This window comes from Agrobacterium sp. 10T429 (assembly GCF_056393925.1).
This window is the reverse complement of the sequence record NZ_JBFTGV010000015.1, coordinates 124,781-148,136: the sequence shown is the minus strand read 5'-3', so window position 1 is coordinate 148,136 and position 23,356 is coordinate 124,781. Positions and strand designations below refer to the sequence as shown.

General features: G+C 57.5%; 18 protein-coding genes and 2 pseudogenes. 6 read left to right on the top strand and 14 right to left on the bottom strand.

Going from position 1 to position 23,356, the window contains the following annotated elements; genetic code table 11:
• The first annotated feature begins 50 nt into the window (after positions 1–50).
• Positions 51–338, top strand: a complete 288-nt coding sequence (locus AC1DCP_RS25365; protein ID WP_476774781.1) for a hypothetical protein — start codon at positions 51–53, stop codon at positions 336–338.
• A 214-nt stretch (positions 339–552) separates the two neighbouring features.
• On the opposite strand, the gene AC1DCP_RS25360 is transcribed toward AC1DCP_RS25365, so the two are convergent.
• Together AC1DCP_RS25360 and AC1DCP_RS25355 are read right to left on the bottom strand one after the other, a co-directional pair.
• Entirely contained in the window at positions 553–1,470 is a 918-nt protein-coding gene (locus AC1DCP_RS25360) for a nucleotidyl transferase AbiEii/AbiGii toxin family protein (protein WP_173998431.1), read from the bottom strand.
• On the bottom strand, positions 1,460–2,305 hold the full coding sequence (locus AC1DCP_RS25355) for a type IV toxin-antitoxin system AbiEi family antitoxin domain-containing protein (protein WP_476774780.1): 846 nt from the start codon (positions 2,303–2,305) through the stop codon (positions 1,460–1,462). Before AC1DCP_RS25355 ends, AC1DCP_RS25360 begins: the two co-directional genes overlap by 11 nt.
• A 436-nt stretch (positions 2,306–2,741) precedes the next feature.
• Between AC1DCP_RS25355 and AC1DCP_RS25350 the strand changes: the two genes are divergently transcribed.
• A complete protein-coding gene (locus tag AC1DCP_RS25350) occupies positions 2,742–3,023 on the top strand; it encodes a DUF427 domain-containing protein (RefSeq protein WP_476774779.1) in 282 nt (93 codons plus the stop codon).
• A 287-nt stretch (positions 3,024–3,310) separates the two neighbouring features.
• Here AC1DCP_RS25350 and AC1DCP_RS25345 read toward each other — a convergent pair whose 3' ends face one another.
• From AC1DCP_RS25345 to AC1DCP_RS25320, 6 genes are all read right to left on the bottom strand, one after another.
• Positions 3,311–3,478, bottom strand: coding sequence for a hypothetical protein (locus AC1DCP_RS25345; protein WP_441360581.1), 168 nt, complete (start codon positions 3,476–3,478; stop codon positions 3,311–3,313).
• A 1,081-nt stretch (positions 3,479–4,559) separates the two neighbouring features.
• The gene (locus AC1DCP_RS25340; RefSeq protein ID WP_476774778.1) at positions 4,560–5,453 is read right to left on the bottom strand and encodes an NADPH:quinone oxidoreductase family protein; all 894 of its coding nucleotides are present in this window, start codon (positions 5,451–5,453) and stop codon (positions 4,560–4,562) included.
• Positions 5,454–5,467: 14 nt separating this feature from the next.
• Positions 5,468–6,637, bottom strand: coding sequence for an acetyl-CoA C-acyltransferase (locus AC1DCP_RS25335; RefSeq protein WP_476774777.1), 1,170 nt, complete (start codon positions 6,635–6,637; stop codon positions 5,468–5,470).
• Between the two features lie 24 nt (positions 6,638–6,661).
• Positions 6,662–7,465, bottom strand: a complete 804-nt coding sequence (locus tag AC1DCP_RS25330; protein WP_441360578.1) for an enoyl-CoA hydratase/isomerase family protein — start codon at positions 7,463–7,465, stop codon at positions 6,662–6,664.
• A gap of 19 nt (positions 7,466–7,484) precedes the next feature.
• Entirely contained in the window at positions 7,485–8,255 is a 771-nt protein-coding gene (locus tag AC1DCP_RS25325; RefSeq protein WP_441360577.1) for an SDR family NAD(P)-dependent oxidoreductase, read from the bottom strand.
• The gene (locus AC1DCP_RS25320) at positions 8,245–9,915 is read right to left on the bottom strand and encodes an AMP-binding protein (RefSeq protein ID WP_441360576.1); all 1,671 of its coding nucleotides are present in this window, start codon (positions 9,913–9,915) and stop codon (positions 8,245–8,247) included. Before AC1DCP_RS25320 ends, AC1DCP_RS25325 begins: the two co-directional genes overlap by 11 nt.
• 167 nt (positions 9,916–10,082) lie before the next feature.
• Between AC1DCP_RS25320 and AC1DCP_RS25315 the strand changes: the two genes are divergently transcribed.
• Complete coding sequence (locus tag AC1DCP_RS25315; protein WP_441360575.1) at positions 10,083–10,526, top strand: MaoC family dehydratase; 444 nt, start codon at positions 10,083–10,085, stop codon at positions 10,524–10,526.
• Positions 10,527–10,595: 69 nt separating this feature from the next.
• Here AC1DCP_RS25315 and AC1DCP_RS25310 read toward each other — a convergent pair whose 3' ends face one another.
• From AC1DCP_RS25310 to AC1DCP_RS25285, 6 genes are all read right to left on the bottom strand, one after another.
• On the bottom strand, positions 10,596–12,254 hold the full coding sequence (locus AC1DCP_RS25310) for an MFS transporter (RefSeq protein ID WP_441360574.1): 1,659 nt from the start codon (positions 12,252–12,254) through the stop codon (positions 10,596–10,598).
• A gap of 385 nt (positions 12,255–12,639) precedes the next feature.
• Positions 12,640–13,251 carry a TetR/AcrR family transcriptional regulator gene (locus AC1DCP_RS25305; RefSeq protein WP_476764406.1) on the bottom strand — a complete coding sequence of 204 codons (612 nt, stop codon included), beginning with the start codon at positions 13,249–13,251 and terminating at the stop codon, positions 12,640–12,642.
• Between the two features lie 169 nt (positions 13,252–13,420).
• A complete protein-coding gene (gene mce / locus AC1DCP_RS25300; RefSeq protein WP_476764407.1) occupies positions 13,421–13,840 on the bottom strand; it encodes a methylmalonyl-CoA epimerase in 420 nt (139 codons plus the stop codon).
• A gap of 8 nt (positions 13,841–13,848) precedes the next feature.
• Complete coding sequence (scpA, locus tag AC1DCP_RS25295) at positions 13,849–15,984, bottom strand: methylmalonyl-CoA mutase (protein WP_476764408.1); 2,136 nt, start codon at positions 15,982–15,984, stop codon at positions 13,849–13,851.
• 11 nt (positions 15,985–15,995) lie between these two features.
• Positions 15,996–17,999, bottom strand: coding sequence for an acetyl-CoA carboxylase biotin carboxylase subunit (locus AC1DCP_RS25290; protein WP_476764409.1), 2,004 nt, complete (start codon positions 17,997–17,999; stop codon positions 15,996–15,998).
• A 225-nt stretch (positions 18,000–18,224) separates the two neighbouring features.
• Positions 18,225–19,757, bottom strand: coding sequence for an acyl-CoA carboxylase subunit beta (locus AC1DCP_RS25285; RefSeq protein ID WP_441360569.1), 1,533 nt, complete (start codon positions 19,755–19,757; stop codon positions 18,225–18,227).
• A 111-nt stretch (positions 19,758–19,868) separates the two neighbouring features.
• On the opposite strand from AC1DCP_RS25285, the gene AC1DCP_RS25280 reads away from it, so the two are divergent.
• From AC1DCP_RS25280 to AC1DCP_RS25270, 3 genes and pseudogenes are all read left to right on the top strand, one after another.
• Positions 19,869–21,266: a helix-turn-helix domain-containing protein gene (locus tag AC1DCP_RS25280; RefSeq protein ID WP_476764350.1), complete on the top strand. Its 1,398-nt coding sequence runs from the start codon at positions 19,869–19,871 to the stop codon at positions 21,264–21,266.
• Between the two features lie 128 nt (positions 21,267–21,394).
• Positions 21,395–22,407, top strand: a pseudogene (locus AC1DCP_RS25275) (IS110 family RNA-guided transposase).
• A 473-nt stretch (positions 22,408–22,880) separates the two neighbouring features.
• A pseudogene (locus AC1DCP_RS25270) lies at positions 22,881–23,339 on the top strand (transposase); the annotation flags it as partial.
• Between the last annotated feature and the right edge of the window lie 17 nt (positions 23,340–23,356).

The window sequence follows — 23,356 nt, the reverse complement described above, 5'->3', positions numbered from 1 at the left end:
TTAAAGAACGGCCGTGTCCGGCCCCGGTGCTCACCCGCCATATTGATCGTGTGGGCCATTTCCATGCAAAGAGCGTTCGCCCTGTCGTGATGCAGCGGGTGCGCGACGATGCGATGAGCTTCATGGACGGCGTTCGGGCCGGCGTGTTCACCGTACCGCGAGACGAGGAGGGCGGGGTGGAGTTCGAACCGCTGCTAAAAATCCTGAAAGATGCCGGCTACGACGGCTGGATCGGCATCGAAGCCGAGCAGGATCCAGCCGTTCGCAATTCCTTCCAGTACCAGTCGCTCGGCCTCGATGCGTTGAAAGCCGCCGCCGTCAGGGTTGGTCTCGTCTGATAAAACAGTTGGAGTTCATCATGTCCAGGCTTCTCCATCGTCCTTCGGAAATCGTTGGGTTATCGCGGACCTGTGGGATTGGAAGCCTTTGCGAAAGGCGATGCAATCCCCGCGCTTCAAGCGTTCCGTTCCGCTCCTACGCTTCAAGGAAGCGCCTAACCGTTGTACCTCAACGTTCGGCAAATGACTGCCGGCCGCACGTGCCTGCGGAAGCTTACGCAAACATATTTTCAATCTCCGCACGTTGGATGGCGTGTTTATCGGGGTTTTGCTGTTTTAGCTTGGCAAGGTTGATCAATTTCCATCGTACTGCCGGTAGTGCCGCTGCCTGTGGCAACCCGATGGCGTCGAAATCCGGCTCCGTATCATGGAGAGTAAGCAGGAACCGCATCGCTTTATCATCGAGGCGGGTTCGAAGGTCATCTGTCAGCTGTGCCCGTGCGTTTTTCAGTTCGATCAGGCTGACGGGTTCGATGGTCATGCCTTCGAATTCTTTCACGAAGGCGTCATCGATTTCGGACAATGACGGCCTGATCAACTCATGCGGCGGGCGGCCCGAGCTTGCGACGTAGATGAGGAAGGTCCGAAACAACGCATCGGTGAGCCCTTCGTTATCGTAGAGCAGCTTCACGTCGAAGAGATCGCGCGGGTGCTGGCGGTCCACGGCGGCATGAAGCTTGCCACCAAATAGATCCTCGAATGACACGACCTGCATTTCGGCAAAGCCGAACGCCTCGGCCACGCCATCCGTGACCGTCCGCAGTTCCGGAGGATGCACCGTTCCACGCGCGACCGGCGAGGTCTCGATCTTGATTTCGGTGGTGCCCTGCCGGACGAGCACCCGCGTGTCATTGTTGCCGCCACCGGCGATACGCTGGACGTCGACGCCGCGCAGATTTTTCAGCAGGTCCTCGCGAATGCGGTCAAGCGCGGCGTCGATACCGCTGAGCGTCGTTTCCCGATCCTGGATGGGAAGGTAGGTGAGGTCGATATCGACCGACAAACGAGGCATATCCCTGTAGAACAGGTTGATGGCCGTTCCCCCCTTGAGGGCGAAGACATCCTGCCGCGCGATATAGGGCAACGTCCGAACGAGCAGCTCGACCTGCCGCATATAGCGATCACGCGCCATCGATAATCTCCTTTGGCAACAGGTCTGCAGGGACCGTTACGCGATAAATCGGGTGAAGCCGGCCGCCGGGGACAAGTGACCGGTCGCCGCGTCCCATATCGATTTGCGATTTGTCGATATGCTTGAGCCACGCATGCGCGTGCTTGTCGGCATAGACGAAGAAAAGGCGTTTCACCTTTACGCTGCGGCACTGGGTCAACAGCGTCGTCAACATTTTCGGGCGCAGATTGACCATTCCTTCAAACACAATGTCGATGTTGTGAAAGCTTTCGTTCTTCGGAAGTTCATCGAGAACTTCCAGTATCGCCCGTTCCGCAGACGACATTTTGATAGGCCAGCGCCACGGGCTCATGGCCAGTTCCTCATCTGGATTATCGGAGAGGCTGAATTCGCTGTCCTCGACGCCGTTGTTCTCGTCGGTGAACAGTCCATGACCTCGCCGGACAAACCTGGCATCGGTTGGCAACTTCATCAGCCAATCAGGTATATCGGAGCCGTAGAGGTACACGCGTGTATCGCCGCCGAGCTGCAGGTAGTGGGAATGTCCGCGCAACCCAAGTGCGGTCCAACCTCCTACGTGGAAAACATGTCCCATGATCCACTGCGCGGATAACAAGGGAATTTTCCAGCCCGTGAGGGCTTGCGGCGTTTCTCTTGCCGAAAATGGGCGTCGGTAGACGCCTGTCGCGATCCGTTCAAGCCAACCCTGTTTGATATACGCCGATACAGACTGCCGTGAGATCGCATGGCGTGCCGTCCAAGCCGAATCGACAAGAAAACCCGGCGGAACCGATTGGATTAGGTACTTTAGCTTTGACGGCAAATGTTCATTCATAATAGACATCATCGCACGGGTTCAAAGTGAATATCAAGTGTACTTTAAAATTCTTTGTATTTGTCAATCAGAAATTGACAGAAATTGGAAACCTCGAAGTCGCGTACCGGCCCGTTGGCAGCGCCTTGGTCATGGCGGCATGAAACTCCGCCCCAAATTTAGTCCGCGCGTTGCATCTGATGCAATCGATGACCACCTGGCCGACACATCGAGCGCTGTGCCTTTGCCGATGTCTCGCATTGGAAGACGAAGCAGTTCCCCATTTTTACATCATTTAGGCTGATACGGACGAAGGTCCGTGCGTCTAGATCGAACACCAATCGTTTTCTGCTGATCGCAGTTCAGATCAATACAAACTCTGGCACCTTGACTGTCGGAGGCGGCTACGACTTTGGTACGTTCCTATATTTGGACCCACACAGAGGAGATTTCGGTTATGAAAGCGACATGGAACGGGGCGATAATTGCTGAGAGCGACGATACGGTCATCGTTGAGGGCAACCACCATTTTCCGATTGGCTCTGTCAAAAATGAATATTTGAGGTCGAGCGAGACCAAGTCGAGCTGTCCGTGGAAAGGGCAAGCCAGCTACTATACGCTGGAGGTCGACGGCCAGAAAAACGCGGACGCAGCCTGGTTCTATGTCGAACCCAAACCGGCCGCCAATGAGATCAAAGACCGGGTGGCTTTCTGGAAAGGTGTGCAGGTCGGATATTGACCGCGATTCATCAATCGCGACAAATGTTATTACTGTCTGCATCCGCTTGTCGCCACCGATTACCCCATCCAAATGCTTGATAGGCGGATAGCGATTGCTGGATCTTTTCGAAGGAAACTGGCCAATTGCGCAGTCATTCGTCCGATGGTTTAATGGTTGCTCCAATAAGTTGATTTCGCTGGATAATATCTTCATTTTGTCGGTTGTCGTGAGTTCAGATCCTGTCAAGGCGGTAAATACATATCCTGTTCCCTGTACAGTAGATGAGGACCGCACATCTGGAGCATTTATTCACTCAGGCATGCGACCCAAGACTCACCACACTTCAGCGACACGACGCCTGCAGCAACTTGCGGCAGTCCCGAAATGATGGCGCTTTTGACGTACCATTCGGCGATGGCGGCGATCTGGGACCAGCTTTTCGCAACGAGCTCGAACTGCATGGAGAGGAACATCAGGCGCGATCTCGGATTCGTACGGAGAGTTACTCAATGGGACAGGCGATCACCATATTTTCTTGGACCGAGAGAGTTCAGGCACCAAGGGCCTCGAGTCTTTCTATCCATGGAAAAAGGACCGGGCTGTCGTAGATCGATGGAAGGTGACGTCGGGTGAAATAACCTATTTTGCGGAAGACCTGGAAACATCGTCCGACAATCCGGAGTGCGCAAAAACAAGGATGATGCTGATCTTACGGTCCGCCGGTTCATATCCAGGCGAGTTTATAGGGAAAAATTTGCGAAAGCGAAGGAACACAGTTTCGAAAACGTGCAGGAGGTTTTCGATCCCGTCATAACTGTTGGGCGGTCTCGGTATTTCTATCTGACCTCACCAGCGCTTCGAATGTCGACCGGTGCATTTCCCTTAACGGTTTGCGTCGGCGATCGCTCATGCAGTTTGTCTGTTGAGATCAGGCCGCAGTTGTTTGCCCGCTTTCGATATTCCCCTTCCGTATGCGGATTCGATCGGCTTCTTGAAACGACCCTAGCCATCCACAAAAGGCTTCTGTCGCGTATTCGATGACTTCGCGGTAGAGTGTGACTCGCTCCGCCGGGCTGTTAAACATCACCGTTGCTCAGACATACACCGATGACGGAATTGGCGCACCACGCTGAAGCTGCAACCGAGCTAGCGCAACTTCCGAAAATGCTTTGATATACTCCTGCCGGGCTCCATGTCCGTCGGTAACATCAGCGGCCCCGCGCACCCTTTCCAAGCAACGGCGACTTCAATCTCGCCAGTCGTGGAAATGTGACCTTGAAGTGCGACCACATATGTGCGGGCTCCTTTTTCAATTTGAGGGATCGTGCCATTAATGAAAAACGACTGAACCTTCACGCCAGCCGCGGGCCCATATGGAATACGCGGATCAGATCCAACTCGGCTACGCGCGCTCTGGGCACTCATCAACTTAATGTTCCTCTGATTCGGTCTCTGACCGATTGCCCATAATCGTGCCCTCCGAGCAGTACGACCGGCTTTCCTGACTTTGACCGGAGGGATGTTGCGGTAAGCGCTTCCTTTGCCTGCTCGAACTCAAAGGTCATCAAAGGCGGCGGCGTGAGGGATCCGATGACAAGTCTTGAAGATCTCGTTGCGAGCGTGCTTTGCGGTTTCTGGATATGCAGCTACAAAATGCCTCACGTCGACACCGACGAGCGAAGCGCTTTTCAAGAGTGCCAGATTTGATGGGATGGCCGGGATTGATCCCGACGCGAAGCCGATGACGAGATGACGGCCCTCTTTGCCAAGAGAGCGGAACAGGGTTTCGCTTAACGAACCCCCTATTGGATCTACAACCACATTGATCCCGTGCGGCGCCAGTCGCCTGAGTTCGTCACGCAGGTGCGGATCTGTGGGTGAGATCGCGGCGATGGCGCCAAGCTGCAACGCACGGGCACGGCTCTGCGGATCCGAGACAAGCGCGAAGACCCGGGCGCCTCGGTCTCGCGCCATCTGGACAGCGGCCGAACCGACGCCTCCGAGCGCCCCGGCCACCAACACCGTTTCGTGTGCTTGGAGTTGGCCTCGTTCGCTCAATGCGTAACGAGCGGTCTGATAATCTACGAGCACCGCAGCAGCTACGCGCAGGTCGAGTTCGTCCGGAATGACGTCGGTTTCTGCTGCCGACACGACAATACTGTCGGCGAGACCACCACCTAACTGCCAGGTGACGACACGCGCTCCCACTTCAAGGTCACGCACATCAGGGCCAATCATGTCGACAATTCCACTGATCTCGCCTCCAGGAGTGAAGGGCAACGTCGGTGTCATCTGGTAGCGGCCCGCGGCGATCAGTCCGTCCACGAAACCGAGCGCCACCGCGTGCACTCTGATGCGCACCTGTCCCGGGCCGGGATAAGGATCCGGCACGTCCTCGAATCTGAAATTTTCCGGGGATCCCAGCTCAAACGCGGTCAAACGGCGCATGCAGCCCTCCGCAATCAGCGGAAGAGCTCGACGGCAAGTGCAGTTGCCTCACCACCGCCAATGCACAGTGAGGCCACCCCTTTTGTCAGGCCGCGCGCCTTTAGTGCCGAGAGCAGCGTGACGAGGACCCTTGTTCCCGAGCAGCCAAGCGGATGGCCCAGGGCACAGGCGCCTCCGTTGACGTTGAGTTTTTCATGAGGGATTCCAAGATCGCGCATGGTGAGCATGGGAACGACTGCGAAAGCCTCGTTTATCTCGAACAGATCGACGTCATCGGTGCTCCAACCGAGCTTTTCCAGAAGACCGCCGATGGCGTAGACCGGAGCCGTGGTAAACAGACTGGGTTCCTGTGCGAACCCGCCGGTCCCGCGAATATAAGCAAGCGGCTGCACGCCCAGCTTCTCCGCAGTGGACAATCGGGTTACAACAACGGCCGCCGCTCCGTCCGAAATGGAAGCAGAACTTGCGGCTGTGATCGTTCCGTTCTCCTTGAACGCCGGACGGAGCTGAGGGATCTTCTCCCGCTTTGCTTTTCCGGGCTGTTCGTCGGCAGCAAGATCGCCCGCCGCTACGATTTCCTTCTTGAAAGAGCCGTCTGCTATTGCTCTGGTTGCACGATCGAGGCTCTCCATTGCGTAAGCGTCCACGTCGGCCCGGGTGAACTGGTAGGTTTCGGCCGTCTGTTCGGCGAACGTGCCCATGGACCGCCCGCGATCATATGCATCTTCCAAACCGTCGAGGAACATGTGGTCAATGACCCGGCCATGCCCCATCCGCGCTCCTCCTCGATGCTTCTCCAGCAGATAAGGGGAATTGGTCATGCTCTCCATGCCACCCGCGACAACGAGGCCTGCGGTCCCGACAGCCAAAGCGTCGTGCGCCATCATGATCGTCTTCATGCCGGATCCGCACACCTTGTTGACGGTCGAGCATGGGACGGACCAGGGAAGGCCCGCATTGTGGGCGGCCTGCCGCGCCGGCGCCTGTCCGAGCCCTGCCGGGAGGACGCAGCCCATCAACAACTCATCCACATCGTCCGGTCGGACTGAGGCGCGTCGTAGAGCTTCGCTTATCGCAATCCCGCCGAGCTCGGTCGCCTGAAAGTTCTTCAAGCTACCCTGGAAAGAGCCGATTGGAGTGCGGGCGGCGGATATGATTACGATCGGGTCCCGTTCAGTGTCCATGTTAGTTTCCTTATCTTCCGAGATCTATTTGCCGCTTCGGCGAGAAAGAAATGCCGCTACGCCTCGCTGGAAGGCTTCCGACTGCCAGTGCGTTTCGAGCGTCGCGATCTCTGCTTCGAGGCCATCGGAAAAGTTCTGTTCATCGACCATCGACAGCAGCACTTTTGCCCGGCCCATCGATTCCGTATCGCCGCGTGTCATTGCCAGAACATGGCGCTCAGTGGTGGCCAGAAGATCGGCATCGTCAACGACGTCGAATACGAGGCCCCACTCGCGGGCCGTCCCGGCGTCGATCGATTCCGCACTCAGGATCATCCATTTGGCGCGCTGCCAACCGATCGCGCGGTGCAGACGCACAGTTGATCCCCCGCCTGGAAGGAGACCCTTCGAGAGATGGGCGTCGCCGAAGGTGGCGGATTTGCCGGCAATGACGAGATCACAGGCCAGTGCGATTTCAATGCCCCCCGCACGTGCTGCACCGTGTACGGCGACCGCGACGATGAGATGCGATCGCTCAATCCTGATCGTGACCTCACGGAAGAGGTCGAGCAGCTTGCGCACCCCACCAGGACCGTTCCCCAACAGTTCGTTGAGATCGGCTCCCGCGCAAAAATGTGCGCCTGAGCCGTGCAGGACAATCCCCTCGATGCCCGGCGTTGCCTCGGCACGGTCGATGGCGTCGAGGATCTGCTCAAGGGTCTCGACATTCAGGGCATTCGCGCGCTCTGGCCGCGAAAGCGTAATCCACGCGATCCGTCCCTCCCGCTCGCAAAGCACGTTGATGCGCTCTCGCGGTGCGGGGGCGATGTGAACTGCAACGTCGTTCATGTGTCGTCTTCCTTGATGATCACGCTGGAAGCCTCGCTCCGCCGTCGAGGCGGATCAGAGAGCCGTTAAGATAGGTATTCTCAACGATGTGTCTGACGAGAAGCGCGAACTCCGTCGGCAGTCCCATGCGCGCCGGATAGAGGAGGGCGCGTTTCAGCGCCTCGATCCCCTTCTCAGGTATTTGCTCGAACAGTTCGGTGCCGAATAGGCCCGGCGCTATCGCGACGCACCTGACGCCGTATTCTGCGAGATCACGCGCAACGGGGAGGGAGAGTGCTGCTACCCCCGCCTTGCTGGCGGCATAGGCGGCCTGGCCCTTCTGCCCGTCCTCGGCTGCGACCGACGCCGTGTTGACGATAATCCCGCGTTCTGCGGCCTCTCCCAACGGATCGTTTTTGACCATGCGTGCCGCAGCGAGCCGCATGACGTTGAAGGTCCCGTTGAGGTTGATGTCGATCACCTTGCGCCAGAGATCGAAATCGTGGGGATCGCCCCGCGAGACGATCTTGGCGGAGGAAGCGATACCAGCGCAGTTCACGGTGGCCCGGAGAGCACCGAACTGTTCAATCGCCTTGTCGAAAGCGTTCTCGATCTCATCGGGATTTCTGATATCCACTGATGCCGATACGGTCTTTTCAAGCCCAAGCTCAGATTGGAACTCTGCCAGTCGGTCCTTGTTGAGGTCGAGTAGAAGAAGATTGGCCCCGGCGTCATAAAGGGCTTTTGCGGTCGCCCGTCCCAAGCCTGAGGCGGCACCGGTAACAGCGCACAGCTTTCCGTCAATCTGCATGAGCGGTTTCCTTGGTGTTCAGCGTTTCAAGCGTACCTTCGCGTGCCTGCTGCCTGACCACGAATCTCTGAATTTTTCCGGACGGCGTTTTAGGCAGGCTCTCAACGAAATAAATCCGGCGTGGATAAGCGTGGGCGGCGAAGTTCTGCTTGACGTGTGACTGCAGTTCCTTGGCCAGAGCCTCCGAAGGCACCACGCCGGCTCGCAGCACGACGACCGCTTCGAGCACTTCACCCCGGACCTGGTCAGGGATTGCGATAACCGCAGACTCGGCTATAGCGGGATGGGTCGCCAGGACAGATTCGACCTCGAAAGGGCCGATTCGATAGCCTGCCATGATGATGATGTCGTCGTCACGCGCACTGAAATACACGTAGCCCTCGTCATCGATCCTGGCGAGGTCGCCGGACAAGTACCATCTGCCATCGCCCGCGAACTTTTCCTGAGATTTGACCGGCTCCTCGACATACCCTGAGAACCAGGCGAACGGGCTCTCGCCGAGTTCGAAAGCCAGACGGCCGACTTCTCCGGCCGGGGCAAGCTCATCCTCGTCCAGCTTAAGCACAACGGCCCTCCACCCGGGCATTGGCAACCCCATCGATCCCTCCTTCAGTGGACCATGGAGATCCGGATGGTGATGATTGTTGACCAGCATGCCCGCTTCCGTCTGTCCGAAATGATCATGCACCAGAACACCGAGCGCATCCTTGCTCCAGGCGTTGACTTCGGGTGTCAGCGGCTCGCCCGCGCTGCTTGCGCAGCGAAGGCTTACCAGGGGAGGTGTGATGCCCGAACCTATCAGCGATCGATAAACCGTTGGCGCCGCGGTGAAGTTGGTGACGTGAAACTGCGACAGCACCTTGTATGTGAGTTCGGGCGAGAACCCGGCGCAAAGCATGATGGACGGTGTTCCGGTGGTGAGCGTCGCCAGCACACCAAAGTACAGGCCATAACCCCAGCCAGGGTCTGCAGAGTTCCAGAAAACGTCATCCGGCTTCAGGCCGAGTGCGAATTCCGCATAGGCATGGAAACCCGCGAGCGCCTTTGCCGGAACGACCACGCCTTTCGGTTTCCCCGTCGTGCCGGACGTGTAGATTTGAATGAAAGCTCCATTTCCACCCACCGCGACGCTCGGTGTACCGCTTGTTCCCGCCGCCAATAGCGTATCGAACGACAGATCTCCATTCGAGCCATGACCAGTGGTCATGACGCGCCATGTCGGAGCCGGATGTTCCTTTTCGAGGGTACTCAGCTTGGTCCGCTGCGAAGCGTCGCAAGCCACGAGCTTTGCACCGCAGGATGCCAGTCTGAACTGAATGGCTGGAGGCGCGAAGGCCGTGAAGAGAGGAACGTGGACCGCCCCGATCCGCCAGATGGCGATGATGGTGACGAGGTACTCGCGTCCCTTGCCCATCAGCGTCGCAATCCGGTCTCCCTGGACGACTCCGAGGTCGAGAAAAGATGCGGCTAGCTTTTCGGACTCAACGCGAAGCTCGCCGTAGGTGAGTTTCGCAGACGAGAGATCGTCCCCGATTATGGTGTGCGCGACGGCGTCTGCCGGATGTCGGTCGCAAAGATGCCATGCGACATTGAAGTCTGCTGAAGAATAAGTTTGGACGAGTTCCAGGACGCGGTCCTGCGTGGATTGAGCGTAGCTCATGATAGGCCTCCCGTGTGACGGCGAGCTCCACCTCGCCTTACTTGACTGAACAAGTGTTCAGGACGCTAAAGCTCGACTGTACACTTGTCAAGTATCGTTTTGGCTTTCATAACAATGAACACGATCATCCGGCTGCAGCCGCGCCGATGTAATGGGAGACGATGCTGATGGACGCCGACAGCGAGGAAAGTGGCGGACGGAAGTTTGCGGTAGGACATGCCTTTAGCAAGTCATTCACCTTCGATGAGCAGGGTATAAGCGCGTTCGCGTTGGCAGCGGGCGACACTAACCCGCTGCATCACGATGGAGCGGTCGCAGAACGCTCGCGTTTTGGCGGAATTATCGCCAGTGGGACTCACTATACCGCGCTCATGATGGGACTGGTAGCGGATCACTTTTCACGCACGGGCGAGATGGTAGGCCTCGAATTCAGCTTTCAATTCCGAAAAGCTGTCCCGGCTGAATCTACGATGCACGCTGAATGGACGATCACGGACGTGGTGCGAAACGACAAGCTTGGTGGCCACATTGTTCACCTGGCCGGGACGCTGAAGCGCGGCGACGTCGTCCACGTCACGGCTCTTGGGAAAGCCCTGTCCATCACCGAATGAAGAAACAAAAAAAGGCCGCGGCATCGTGCGCCGCGGCCCTTGCTTGTGCTTGTGCTTGTGCTTGGACGGTTAGCCCTTGGATATGTCAGTCCCGCGTGTTTCACGCGCGAAGATCAGACTCAGCACCATGCAGGTCGCGGCGATGCCAACTGGATAGTAGAGACCCGAATAGACGTTTCCTGTCGCTGCTACGATCGCGAACGCCGTAGCTGGCAGGAACCCGCCAAACCAGGCGGCGCTCAGATGGTACGGGAAGGACATCGCGGTATATCGAATGCGTGACGGGAACATCTCCAGCAGGGATGTCGTCGTCGGCGCGAACACCATAGCACCAAGTGCAAGCAGCACACAAAGCAACGCGATGATAGCCGGACTATTGACCTCCTCCGGATTGGCGTTGCCCAGCGGATAGCCGGCGTCAGTCAGAGCCTGCTTCAGTTCGGTATCGAGGCGGGTTTTCTGCGCGGCGGCGTCAGCAGCGTCAGCCGGGTAGCTCAAGATCGTGCGGTCACCGACCTTGACTGCCGCGACGGTTCCCACTGCCGCTTCCTCGCTTCGATAGTTCAGCCCAAGCCCCGTGACTGCACCAATTCCGACATCGCACGACTTGACAAATTTCGCGGTTCCGAGAGGGTTAAACTGGAATGAGCAATCCTGAGGATCTGCAACGATCGTAATCGGCGCACGATCCTGTGCAGCCTCGAGCGCCGGATTGGCAAAGTGGGTAAGCCCCTGAAAAGCCGGGATGGTCACGATTGCGGCGATAAGGTAGCCAACGATATAGACCGGTTTTCTTCCAATCTTGTCCGAAAGCTTGCCGAAGACCACGTAGAGCGGGGCCGTCAGCACTGTTGCCGTGATCAGCATCAGGTTCGCCGACAGGTTTTCAACCTTCAGAACCTTTGTCAGAAAGAACAGCGTGTAGAACTGGCCCGTATACCAGATAACGGCTTGTGCAGGTAGAATGCACAGGGCCGCAATGATGATGAGCCTGACATTCTTCCAGGTGCCGAATGTTTCAGCCAAAGGAGACCTGGAGGCTTTGCCTTCTGCCTTCATGCGCTTGAATTCCGGGGATTCGTCCAGCTTCAGACGGATCCAGAGAGAAACCCCGAGCAGCACGATCGAAATCAGGAACGGAACGCGCCAGCCCCACAACGTGAAAGCATCTGGCCCCAGAGCAAGCCGCAAGGGAATGATAACCGCAACCGCGAGCAGGAATCCGATGGCGGCAGTCATGATGATATAAGCGGTGTAAGTTGCGCGTTTATCGGTTGGCGCATGCTCTGCCACGTAAACCATCGCCCCGCCGAACTCGCCGCCAAGAGCAAGACCCTGAAGCATTCGCATGGTCACGAACAGGATAGGTGCCGCAACACCTATAGTCGCATAGGCAGGGAGAAGACCGATCAGGAATGTGGAACTGCCCATGAGCACGATGGTTATGAGAAAGGTGTATTTGCGACCCACGAGGTCGCCGAGACGTCCGAAGACGATGGCGCCAAACGGCCGAAGCATAAAGCCGGCGGCAAATCCGAGGAGGGTGAAGATAAACCCAGCCGTCGGATTAACACCCGAAAAGAATGCCCTCGCGATTTCAGTCGCGACAAGGCCGATAAGGAAAAAGTCGTAGAATTCGAATACTGTCCCAAGAGACGCCGCGAGTATGACCTTTCGGTCTCGCGCGGATATGCCCTCGGCCCGGGTCATTGTTTCCACATGTGTCATCTGATCCTCCCAATCAGTTAAATTCGCGAAGGATGACAATCATCCGCGCGGATATTTTTGGTCGAGCAGGAGCGTTCGGCGTGGATCTGATCCGCTACGATGCGCTTGCTCTAAAGTAATCGGTCAATGAATGGCGAATGCGGTGCAGGTGCTCTCGCTTCGCTCCCTGCAAACCGTGACTATGCTCCTGTCCAGTCTCCTCCCACTAAGCTGAACAACTGTTCAGCGATAGTACGGTTGACTGTACACTTGTCAAGTCGTTTCAGTCGACTTTTGCCGATCAGCGTTTCGTGCCGCAAGGACTGTTATGGAGTGTCGAAGACGAAAGGGAGCGACGCGGCAAGATGTGTAGTTCCCCGCGATTGTTACGTAGGAGTGGGCTGCTTCAGGTTTTGAGGGGCTGAAAGAGCTTGAGCAGCGCAGTTTCGCAATCTTCACGCAGCGCGCCGTAGCTCCGCTCCCAGTTCTTGTCCTGCAGCCACTGGATGAAGCTCCCTTCAACGACTGCACGCGCGCGCTTGGCAGCGCCGGCAAGATCGTCCACCTCGAACAGGCCGGCCTCTACACCCTGCCGGATCACGCTGGCATAGGTGCCGTCGATATGGGTCCGAAGCAGGTCGGCGAGCTCAACGAATGTCGACTCGCGCGTCGAATACTGTACGAGATCAAGATAGATCAGATGGAAATCGCGGCTGGGTTTGGGCCCAAGGAAAACGCCGTCCATGAGGGCCGAAAAAGCCTCGCGCGCATCCTTTGCATCGGCAACCTTCTTCGAGATACGGCGCACGGTCCCCGCGAGCGCCCATCGCATGGTATCCATGACGAGGGCATCTCTTGACTTGAAATGATAGCCAATCAGCGCCGGACTGACCTCCAGTTCCTTCGCGATCCGGCGCAGAGACAATTGCTGCGTACCGATCGTCGCCATTGCCTTGTAGGTCCCGCGGATAATGCGGATTTCATGCGGAGAATAGGTCGGAATTTCGAAGCCCTGCACGAAGGCGTCGTCTTTGACACCGATTGGCGAGGGAGGGGATAATTTTTTTTTGGTGTTATCTTGCAACTTGAAGCCTGACTCGAAACGGGGACCCAGGTTCATATGCTAGGACAGGCTCGGGGGCGTCAAGTGCGACGAAATCGAACGGATCGTCGGGGTCGCGTTCCGTTCAACTCTGCTTTGGCTCGGCCACCTCCTCGAATTCTGTCAGCACCCCGAACAGATCGGAGGGATGGGCGAATATGACTGGGTTGCCATGAGCGCCGATCTTCGGCTCACCCGAGCCTAGAACCCGAATATCATTGTCTCGAAGCACGGATGTCACAGGGTCAAGTTTGTCGACCTCGAAGCATATGTGATGGATGCCACCTGCGGGATTCTTCGCCATATACCGCTCTATCGGGGACGCTTCACCGAGCGCCTGAACAAGCTCGATCTTGAGGTTTTGAAATTCCAGAAAGCACACCTGTACTCCGTGTTCTGGAAGCTCCTGCGGCTCTGAAACGGAGACGCCAAGACGGCGATAAGTTTCGCCGGCCAGTTTCAGGTCGGGAACCGCGATCGCGATATGGTTTACTCTTCTGATCATAATGGTCCCTAATTGTTACGCCGTTTGCCTTCGAGCAGATCCAGGATCCTGTTTGCAGCGTCGAGCACATTGGTACCGGGACCGAATACGGCCGCTACGCCGTTTTCGAGGAGAAAGTCGTAGTCTTGCCTTGGGATCACACCCCCGACGACGACGACGACCTCATGGCCATTCCTCGTTCGCAGGGCCTCGACTAGCTGGGGAGCCAGCGTTCTGTGTCCAGCGGCGAGAGATGACATCCCGACCACGTGGACATGTTTGCGCATCGCGAGATCGGCCGCCTCTTCGGGCGTCTGGAACAACGGTCCCGCGATCACCTCAAACCCGATATCTCCGAAAGCAGACGCAATCACTTTGGCGCCGCGGTCATGTCCGTCCTGGCCAAGCTTCGCAATCAGAATACTCGGCTTCAGTCCGGTGGAGGCAGCAAGATCCCCAAGCCTGGTCACCAGTGTCTCGTACTCGGGATCGTTTTCGTAGGCCGGGCCGTAAATGTCACTGACCACTTCGGGCACGGCTTTGTGATCGCCGAACACCGTGCGCATTGCGTCCGATATCTCCCCGACCGTTGCGCGAGCGCGGGCCGCGTCGACAGCAGCCTCGAGAAGATTGCCAGTACCTGTTGCTGCGATCGTGGAAAGAGTGGCGAGCGTGCGCGCCACAGCCTCGGGATCTCTTCGCCGCTTCACCTGCTCCAGCCTATCGACCTGAGCCTTGCGAACCAGGGTGTTATCGATAGCGAGGATCTGCAGTTCGTCCTCGTTTTCCAAACGATATTTGTTCACCCCGACGATCACCTCGTCTCCCCGATCGACCCTTGCCTGGCGCCGGGTCGCGGCTTCTTCGATAAGCCGTTTGGGCAGTCCGTCTGCCACCGCCTTGGTCATGCCGCCGAGTGCCTCGACCTCCTCGATCAATGTCCAGGCTTTCGTCGCCAGTTCATGCGTGAGGCTCTCAACGTAGTACGAGCCGGCCAGCGGATCGACAACCTTGGTCACGCCGGTCTCGTGCTGCAGGATAAGCTGGGTGTTGCGGGCAATACGGGCCGAAAATTCGGTCGGAAGAGCGATGGCCTCGTCGAGCGCGTTGGTATGCAGCGACTGGGTGCCGCCAAGGGCTGACGATAAAGCTTCATAAGCCGTCCGGATGACGTTGTTATAAGGATCCTGCTCCTGCAGCGACACGCCCGAAGTCTGGCAGTGCGTCCGGAGCATAAGCGATGACGCCTTTTTCGGTTCGAATTCTTCCATGATCCGCGTCCAGAGAAGGCGCGCGGCGCGCAGTTTGGCAGCTTCCATGAAGAAGTTCATGCCGATGGCGAAGAAGAACGACAGCCGTCCAGCGAACTCGTCCACACTCAGGCCCTTTGCAAGTGCTGCACGCACATACTCTCGACCATCTGCCAGCGTGAAAGCGAGTTCTTGCACGAGTGTCGATCCGGCCTCCTGCATGTGGTAACCGGAGATGGAGATTGAATTGAACTTCGGCATTTCTTTCGCCGTATATTCGATGATGTCGGCGACGATCCGCATCGAGGGCTCAGGCGGATAGATATAGGTATTGCGGACCATGAACTCCTTCAGGATGTCGTTCTGGATGGTCCCCGACAGTTCGGCGCGCGAGCAGCCCTGTTCCTCGCCGGCAACGATGAAGGAGGCGAGGATCGGGATCACCGCACCGTTCATCGTCATCGATACCGACATATCCTTCAGCGGGATGCCGTCGAACAGGATCTTCATGTCCTCGACCGAGTCGATCGCCACACCGGCCTTGCCGACATCGCCCTCGACGCGTGGATGATCGCTGTCATAGCCACGATGGGTCGCAAGATCGAAGGCGACCGACAAGCCCTTCTGACCGGCTGCAAGATTCCTGCGGTAGAACGCATTCGAGGCCTCAGCGGTCGAAAACCCGGCATATTGACGGATCGTCCAGGGCCTGCCGGCATACATTGTTGCGCGCGGCCCGCGCACGAACGGCTTCATGCCCGGGAGCGTGTTCAGGTGGTCAATGCCGTCAAGATCGTCCGCCGTGTAGAGCGGCTTGATATCAATGCCCTCGGGCGTGCGCCATAGAAGCGTCTCCGGGGAGGCCTTGAGTTCTTTCTCGGCCAATGCGCGCCATTCGTTCGTTGCCTTTGACATAAACGCCTCCGTCACGCGAATTCCATGATAAGTTCATCGACGGCCAGGCTCTGTCCTGGTGTCACTACGATCCGCTTGACGGTGCCTTTCCGCTCGGCCTTCAATGAATTCTCCATTTTCATGGCTTCCACCGTCGCCAGTGTCTGCCCTGCCTCCACCTCATCCCCCGCTTCGACAGTCACTGACGTGATGATGCCGGGCATCGGGCAGAGGAGCAACTTCGAGGTGTCCGGCGGCAGCTTTTTCGGCATTAGCCTGGCAAGCTCCGCGACCCTGGGCGAACGGACGTGAACGCGGACATCGATGCCGTTCCAGCGGAGCCGGATCGACGAGCCAATCAGATCGACCTTGACCCCCATGGACATCGCGTCGACCAGAAAGGCCCCATGGCTTTGTCCGGGGAGCCACGTTCCGGCGATCGCTATCCTTGAGCCGTCAGCAAGAACTATTGCCGCTCCATCCACGAGCGTTTCGAACGACAGCGGTACCTCGGTTGAAGGGAATGACACGACCCATGCGTTTCCGAGCGTGCGCTGATGGTTCCCGATCGCGCCTGAGATCGACGTAGCACGCAACTGTACGGTTTGATTGATGAGCGCGGCCACCGCAGCCAGTCGGGCATACTCCTCTGGTTCCGGTTCCACCCCGACGAACCCTTCAGGGAACTCCTCATCGATGTAAGCGGTGGTCAGTCGCCCTGATCTGAACCGCTCCTGTCTCATGACTGCCGACAGAAACGGAAGGTTGTTCCCGCAGCCCTCGACCTCGAAATCGTCAAGCGCCGCCGCCATTGCGTCGATAGCCTGCGTCCGATCTTCCGCCCATGTGCAGAGTTTGGCGATCATCGGGTCGTAGTACATCGAGATCTCGCCGCCCTCAAAGACGCCGGTATCGTTGCGCACGATGGTGCCATCGGACGTCTTGCCTTCGACTGGTGGCCGGTAGCGCGACAGACGCCCAATCGAGGGCAGGAAGTTGCGATAGGGATCCTCGGCATAGAGCCGGCTTTCGATCGCCCAGCCGTTGAGCTTGATGTCGTCCTGAGCGAAGGACAGCATTTCGCCGGCGGCGACACGGATCATCTGCTCGACCAGATCGATGCCGGTGATGAGTTCCGTCACCGGATGCTCGACCTGCAGGCGGGTGTTCATCTCAAGAAAGTAGAAATTGCGGTCGCCATCGACGATGAATTCGACGGTGCCAGCCGAGTGATAGCCGACCGCCTTCGATAGCGCCACCGCCTGCTCGCCCATGGCGCGCCGGGTGACCGCATCCAGGAACGGCGAGGGGGCTTCCTCGATGACCTTCTGGTTTCGCCGCTGGATCGAGCATTCGCGCTCGCCGAGATAAACCACAGTGCCGTGTTTGTCGCCGAGCACCTGGATTTCGATATGGCGCGGCTGGGTGATGAATTTCTCGATGAAGATACGGTCGTCGCCGAACGAACTCTTCGCCTCGTTTTTCGAGGCCTGAAAACCTTCGCGGGCTTCCGCGTCGTTCCAGGCGATGCGCATTCCCTTGCCACCACCGCCGGCGGACGCCTTGATCATCACCGGATAGCCGACCGAAGCGGAGATTTTCACGGCTTCATCCGCATCCGCAATCAGGCCCATGTGGCCCGGTACTGTGGAGACTCCTGCCTCGGCGGCCAGCTTCTTGGAGGTAATCTTGTCGCCCATCGCCTGGATAGCGCCGACCGGCGGGCCGATGAAGGCAACGCTTTCGTTTTCCAGCGCCTGCGCAAACGCTGCGTTTTCAGACAGGAAGCCATAGCCCGGATGGACCGCATCGGCACCGCTCTTGCGGATCGCATCCAGAATCCTGTCGATGACGATATAGGACTGGCTGGAAGGTGCCGGCCCGATATGAACGGCCTCGTCAGCCATCTTCACATGCAGCGCATCGGCATCCGCATCGGAATAGACGGCAACGGTCGCGATGCCCATTTTCTTTGCCGTCTTGATGACCCGGCAGGCGATCTCGCCACGGTTGGCGATCAGAATTTTCCTAAACATGCTTCTTGGCCGTCCGTTCAATGAGGAGTTTCGCGCCCTGGTCCCGCGCGGTCATGCCACTCCCGCGCAAACTTTCGGCTATGTTGATTGCGCACAGGCACCAATCCATATGGCCCTCGTGGTGGTTCCAGACGAGCGCGTCCTCATCGTCGAGCACGCTGGCTAACTGCCGAGGGGTCGCAATTTCCACCCCGTCCATCACCGCTATGACACATCTGATGTTGTCTAAAGCGGGATCGTGTCGTGCTTCTTCCATCGGCCTACCACCTCCTTATTGCGCAATGAGGCAAACGCACGGGCGATGCGTCGGCGGGACGAGTGCGGCATGATCACTTCGTCGATGAAGCCACGCTCGGCCGCCACAAACGGGTTCGCGAATCGCTCCTCGTATTCCTTTGTCCGGGCAGCGATTTTTTCCGCATCGCCGAGTTCCGAACGATAGAGAATTTCGGTCGCTCCCTTGGCGCCCATCACAGCGATTTCAGCCGTCGGCCAGGCATAGTTGACGTCGGCTCCAATGTGTTTCGATGCCATGACATCGTACGCTCCGCCGTAGGCCTTGCGGGTGATGAGGGTCACCATCGGCACTGTTGCTTCGGAATACGCAAACAGCAACTTCGCTCCGTGCTTGATGACGCCACCATATTCCTGTGCAGTCCCAGGCAGGAAACCGGGGACATCCACCAACGTCAGGATGGGGATGTTGAAGGCATCACAGAAACGCACGAAGCGAGCGGCTTTCCGTGCGCTGTCGATGTCGAGGCATCCCGCGAGAACCATCGGCTGATTGGCGACGATCCCGATAGTCTGCCCTTCAATGCGGACGAAGCCAGTGATGATGTTGCGTGCAAAAGCTTCCTGTATTTCGAAAAAGTCGCCTTCGTCGGCGATCGCGGAGATCAACTCCTTCATGTCGTATGGTTTGTTCGAGCTGTCGGGAATGAGGGTGTCGAGTCGCTGCTCCATCCGGCCCGGGTCGTCATAGAACGGGCGGACCGGCGCGGTAGCCTTGTTGTTGAGTGGCAGGAAATCGAACAACTGACGCACTGCTTCAAGAGCCTCGACATCGTTCTCATATGCGCCATCGGCAACGGAGGATTTTTTGGTGTGTGTGGAGGCGCCGCCCAGCTCTTCCGCCGTGACGATCTCGTTGGTCACGGTCTTCACCACATCCGGCCCGGTTACGAACATGTAGGAGGTGTCGCGCACCATGAAGATGAAGTCGGTCATGGCAGGCGAATAAACGGCACCACCGGCACACGGCCCCATGATGACAGAGATTTGAGGCACGACACCGGAGGCGATGACGTTGCGCTTGAAAACGTCGGCATAACCGCCGAGCGAAGCAACGCCTTCCTGGATACGGGCGCCTCCGGAATCATTGAGGCCGACAACGGGCGCGCCGACCTTCATCGCCATGTCCATGATCTTGCAGATCTTCTCCGCATGGGTTTCGGAGAGTGAGCCGCCGAGCACTGTGAAGTCCTGGCTGAAGACATAAACCTGACGGCCGTTAATTGTACCCCACCCCGTGACAACACCGTCGCCGGCGATTTTTTGGCTGCCCATGCCAAAATCCACCGCGCGGTGCGTGACGTACATGTCAAATTCTTCAAAGGAGCCGTCGTCGAGAAGGACTTCGATGCGTTCCCGCGCCGTTAGCTTTCCCTTTGAGTGCTGCGCGTCGATGCGCTTTTGCCCGCCGCCCAGGCGGGCCTCCGCACGACGTATTTCCAGGTTTTCTAGAACTCGCTGCATCTGTCCTCTCTTTCTAAGTTTTTCTAGGATGGAGCCGATGTGAAAAAAAGAGTTGGAAATGTGCGCAGGGGAATTTACAATAATTTATAATTGAAATTGTGAATTTGCAAAATGGCCGTCGGAAAGCTTTTCATAGGCAAGAGTGTGCGGGAGCTTCGGCTGTCGCGAAAATGGAATCAGGTCCAGTTTGCTGAAAGGCTCGGGATATCGACGAGTTATCTCAACCAGATCGAAAGCAACAACCGGCCTGTATCAGCCACCGTACTCCTGGCACTGGCCGATAAGTTCCAACTTCAGCTCTCGGAAATAGCAGGCGGCGAGGGTGATCGCCTTCTGTCAGCGTTCTCGGAGGCGCTAGGTGACCCCCTGTTCGAAAGCCTTTCACCGACGGTCCAGGACATCAAGCTTGTGGTGCAGAATGCTCCGAGTATAGCCCACGCAATAATCCTCGCTCACCAGGCATACAGGCGTAGCACCGAACAGCTCGCGAGCATCGATGAGGAACTGGCCAAAGGAATGGCAGAGGCGACACCGTACGAAGAGGTGCGAGACTATTTTCATTTCGTTGACAACTATGTGCACGATCTGGACGTCGCTGCAGAGCGGCTGGCTACAAAGCTCGGACTACCGGAAGATTCCTTCGGCGCGATGAAGCGAGAGTTGGACAGATGCGGCATCACTGTGCGCCACGTTATAGACGAGGGCGCGCTTCGGAGCTTCCACACCGACACATCGACACTCTATCTAAACAAGCACTCCCCGGCCCAGACGCAGCAGTTCCAAATGGCCATTCAGCTTGCTCAACTTGAGTTCAGTGACAGCATTGCTAAGATAGCCTTGGCGGCGGGTTTCCGAACGGAAGAGGCGGTAGAGATCTGCAAGATCGGCCTGCAAAACTACTTCGCGGGCGCACTTTTAATGCCCTACGGCGATTTCGCGAAAGCCGCGATGGATCTCCGTCACGACGTCGAGCTGCTGGCGCTTCAATTCAACACATCGATCGAGCAGGTCTGCCATCGCCTTTCCACCTTGCAACGGCCCGGCCAAAAAGGCGTACCGATGTTCTTTGCCAGAATTGATCGTGCAGGCAATATCACCAAGCGCCACAGCGCAACCAAACTTCAGTTCGCTCGCTTCGGAGCGGCTTGTCCGGTTTGGCACGTGCATCGCGCTTTCGAATCTCAGGGGCGGATCTTGCGTCAAATGGCGGAAACCCCTGACGGCGGAAAGTATCTCTCGCTGGCGATACAAGTGACAAAGCGTTCTGGTGGGTTTCGAGGGCTAGATATAGCATATGCGCTCGCTTTTGGATGCGAAATGAGCAACGCCGAGGCATTTGTCTACGCAGATGAGTTTCTTGAGGCGCAAAGACCGGCGTTCCAGCCGATAGGGATTTCCTGTCGGATCTGCGAACGGACTGGGTGTGCGAGCCGAGCCTGGCCGCCTGTGAAAGGACGTATCGGCGTAAACCATAATCAAAGAATGACTTTGCCTTACGCCATATCTTGAAGCCATGAACCATTTTCCGAACCGCGCTTGTCCCGCCAAATTGCTCGAGGGGTGGATGCCCCCTTCCGGCCGGCATCGGCGTATGATGCCTGCCTAGCGCCATTGTGGCGCTCACGGAGGGAAAGCAGATGACACAGGTGAATATCCTTGCGATCGACCTCGCGAAGCGGAGCTTCCAAGTCTGTGGAACGGATCGCGGCGGGGCGGTTCTATTTAACCGGGTTCTCTCGCGAGCTCGACTATTGCAGCTTTTGAACGAGCAGTTGCCATGCGTTGTCGCGATGGAGGCTTGTGCCACCAGCCATTTCTGGGGGCGCGTTGCTAAAGGCTGTAGCCATAATGTGCGGCTAATTCCGCCGATCTATGTGAAGCCGTTCGTCAAACGACAAAAGAACGATGCGGCCGATGCAGCGGCGATCGCGGAGGCTGCACAACGACCGAACATGCATTATGTCGAGGTCAAGAGCGCTGAACATCAAGCCCGAGCGGTGGCGTTTCGAACGCACCAGTGCTTCGTGCGCCAGCGTACCCAGCTCATCAATGCGCTGCGTGGGCATCTTGGCGAATTCGGGGTCATCGTTGCTCAAGGACCCGCCAATCTCACTGCGGTAGTGGGAATTCTGGCCGATGACACAAATGGTCTTCCTGCTGGAGTTAGAGAGATTGGCCAGCTTTACCTGGACCAGATCAGGCTGCTGACCGAGAAAATCGACGGGCTGATGCTGAAACTTCGAGAAGCGACCAAAGCGAATGAAGAAATGCGTCGACTTTGCACTGTTCCCGGCGTCGGACCCGTGACCGCCGGAGCGATCCTCGCGTTTGCTCCCGATCTTCGCGCATTTAAGAGTGGCCGGAATTTTGCTGCCTGGCTCGGCCTCGACCCCGCCAGCATTCAACGGGAGGAAAGACCCGGCTGGGAGGCGTTAGCAAGATGGGGCAAACGGATATCCGTAAATTGCTCATCGTCGGCGCCATGAGCCTGATCCGCTGGTTCGTGCGTAAGGGCGTTTTGCCGGATAATTGGCTAGGAGGCGTTATGGGACGAAAACCGCGAATGGTCGCGGCTGTCGCACTCGCAAACAAGATGGCCCGCATCATCTGGGCGACGATGACTAGGGAGCAGAATTACAGAATGGCGTGATCCGCTGTTCTTCTCGAAGAACAAGGCGGTGAATGTCTGGGGCCAAAAGCCCCGGTGAGAAGATCGACTGACGGAACGATGCGGAAAGGACTTCAATGTTCAGAATGGGGTAAACCAGTCCCGGCGCTCGAGCACAAAGCTCTCTGAACCGATGTGGCCTCTGTTCTTCGAACTGCATCCCGGCCCGTGGCTAATCAGGCCACATCAAGAGGCCTGACACACGACCGATAGAATTCCTCGTTCGCTGACTGCCGTCAAAAAATCCTCTTGCCAAACCGGGGGCATCCACACACGCCCCGCCGCGATCCGTTCCACAGACTTGGAAGCTCCGCTTCGCGAGGTCGATCGCAAGGATATGCACCTGTGTTATCTGCTTTCCCTCCGTGAGCGCCACAATGGCGCTAGGCAGGCATCATACGCCGATGCCGGCCGGAAGGGGGCATCCACCCCATCAGTTCAAACTGCTGCGCTAAGAGTTCACCAAGCTGCACAAGAAGGTTTTGGATTTGGTCCGCGAGGATGAAGTCTGTCGCCGATTGACGACGATCCCTGGTGTCGGCCCCGTTGTCGCTCTCACCTATACGGCAACCATCGATATTCCTGGCCGGTTTGCCCATTCAAAGGCGGTCGGTTCTGTGCTCGGGCTGACGCCGAAACTGAACGAGTCTGGTGAAAGCAAACGGGTCGGGCGAGTATCCTGTTGCGGTGACGCGATGATGCGATCCCTGCTGTACGAAGCAGCGCAAGTCCTGCTCGTAAACGTTAAGAAATGGTCGTGGCTAAAAGCGTGGGCGATGAATATCGCCAAACGCCGCGGCAGGCAAAAGGCGGTTGTGGCCTTGGCCCGACGGCTTGCGGTGATCATGTATCGCATGTGGAGTGACGGAACCGAATTCTGTTGGACACGGGAGAGCTTGCCTGTTGCTGCGTAATTTACAACCTGGATAGC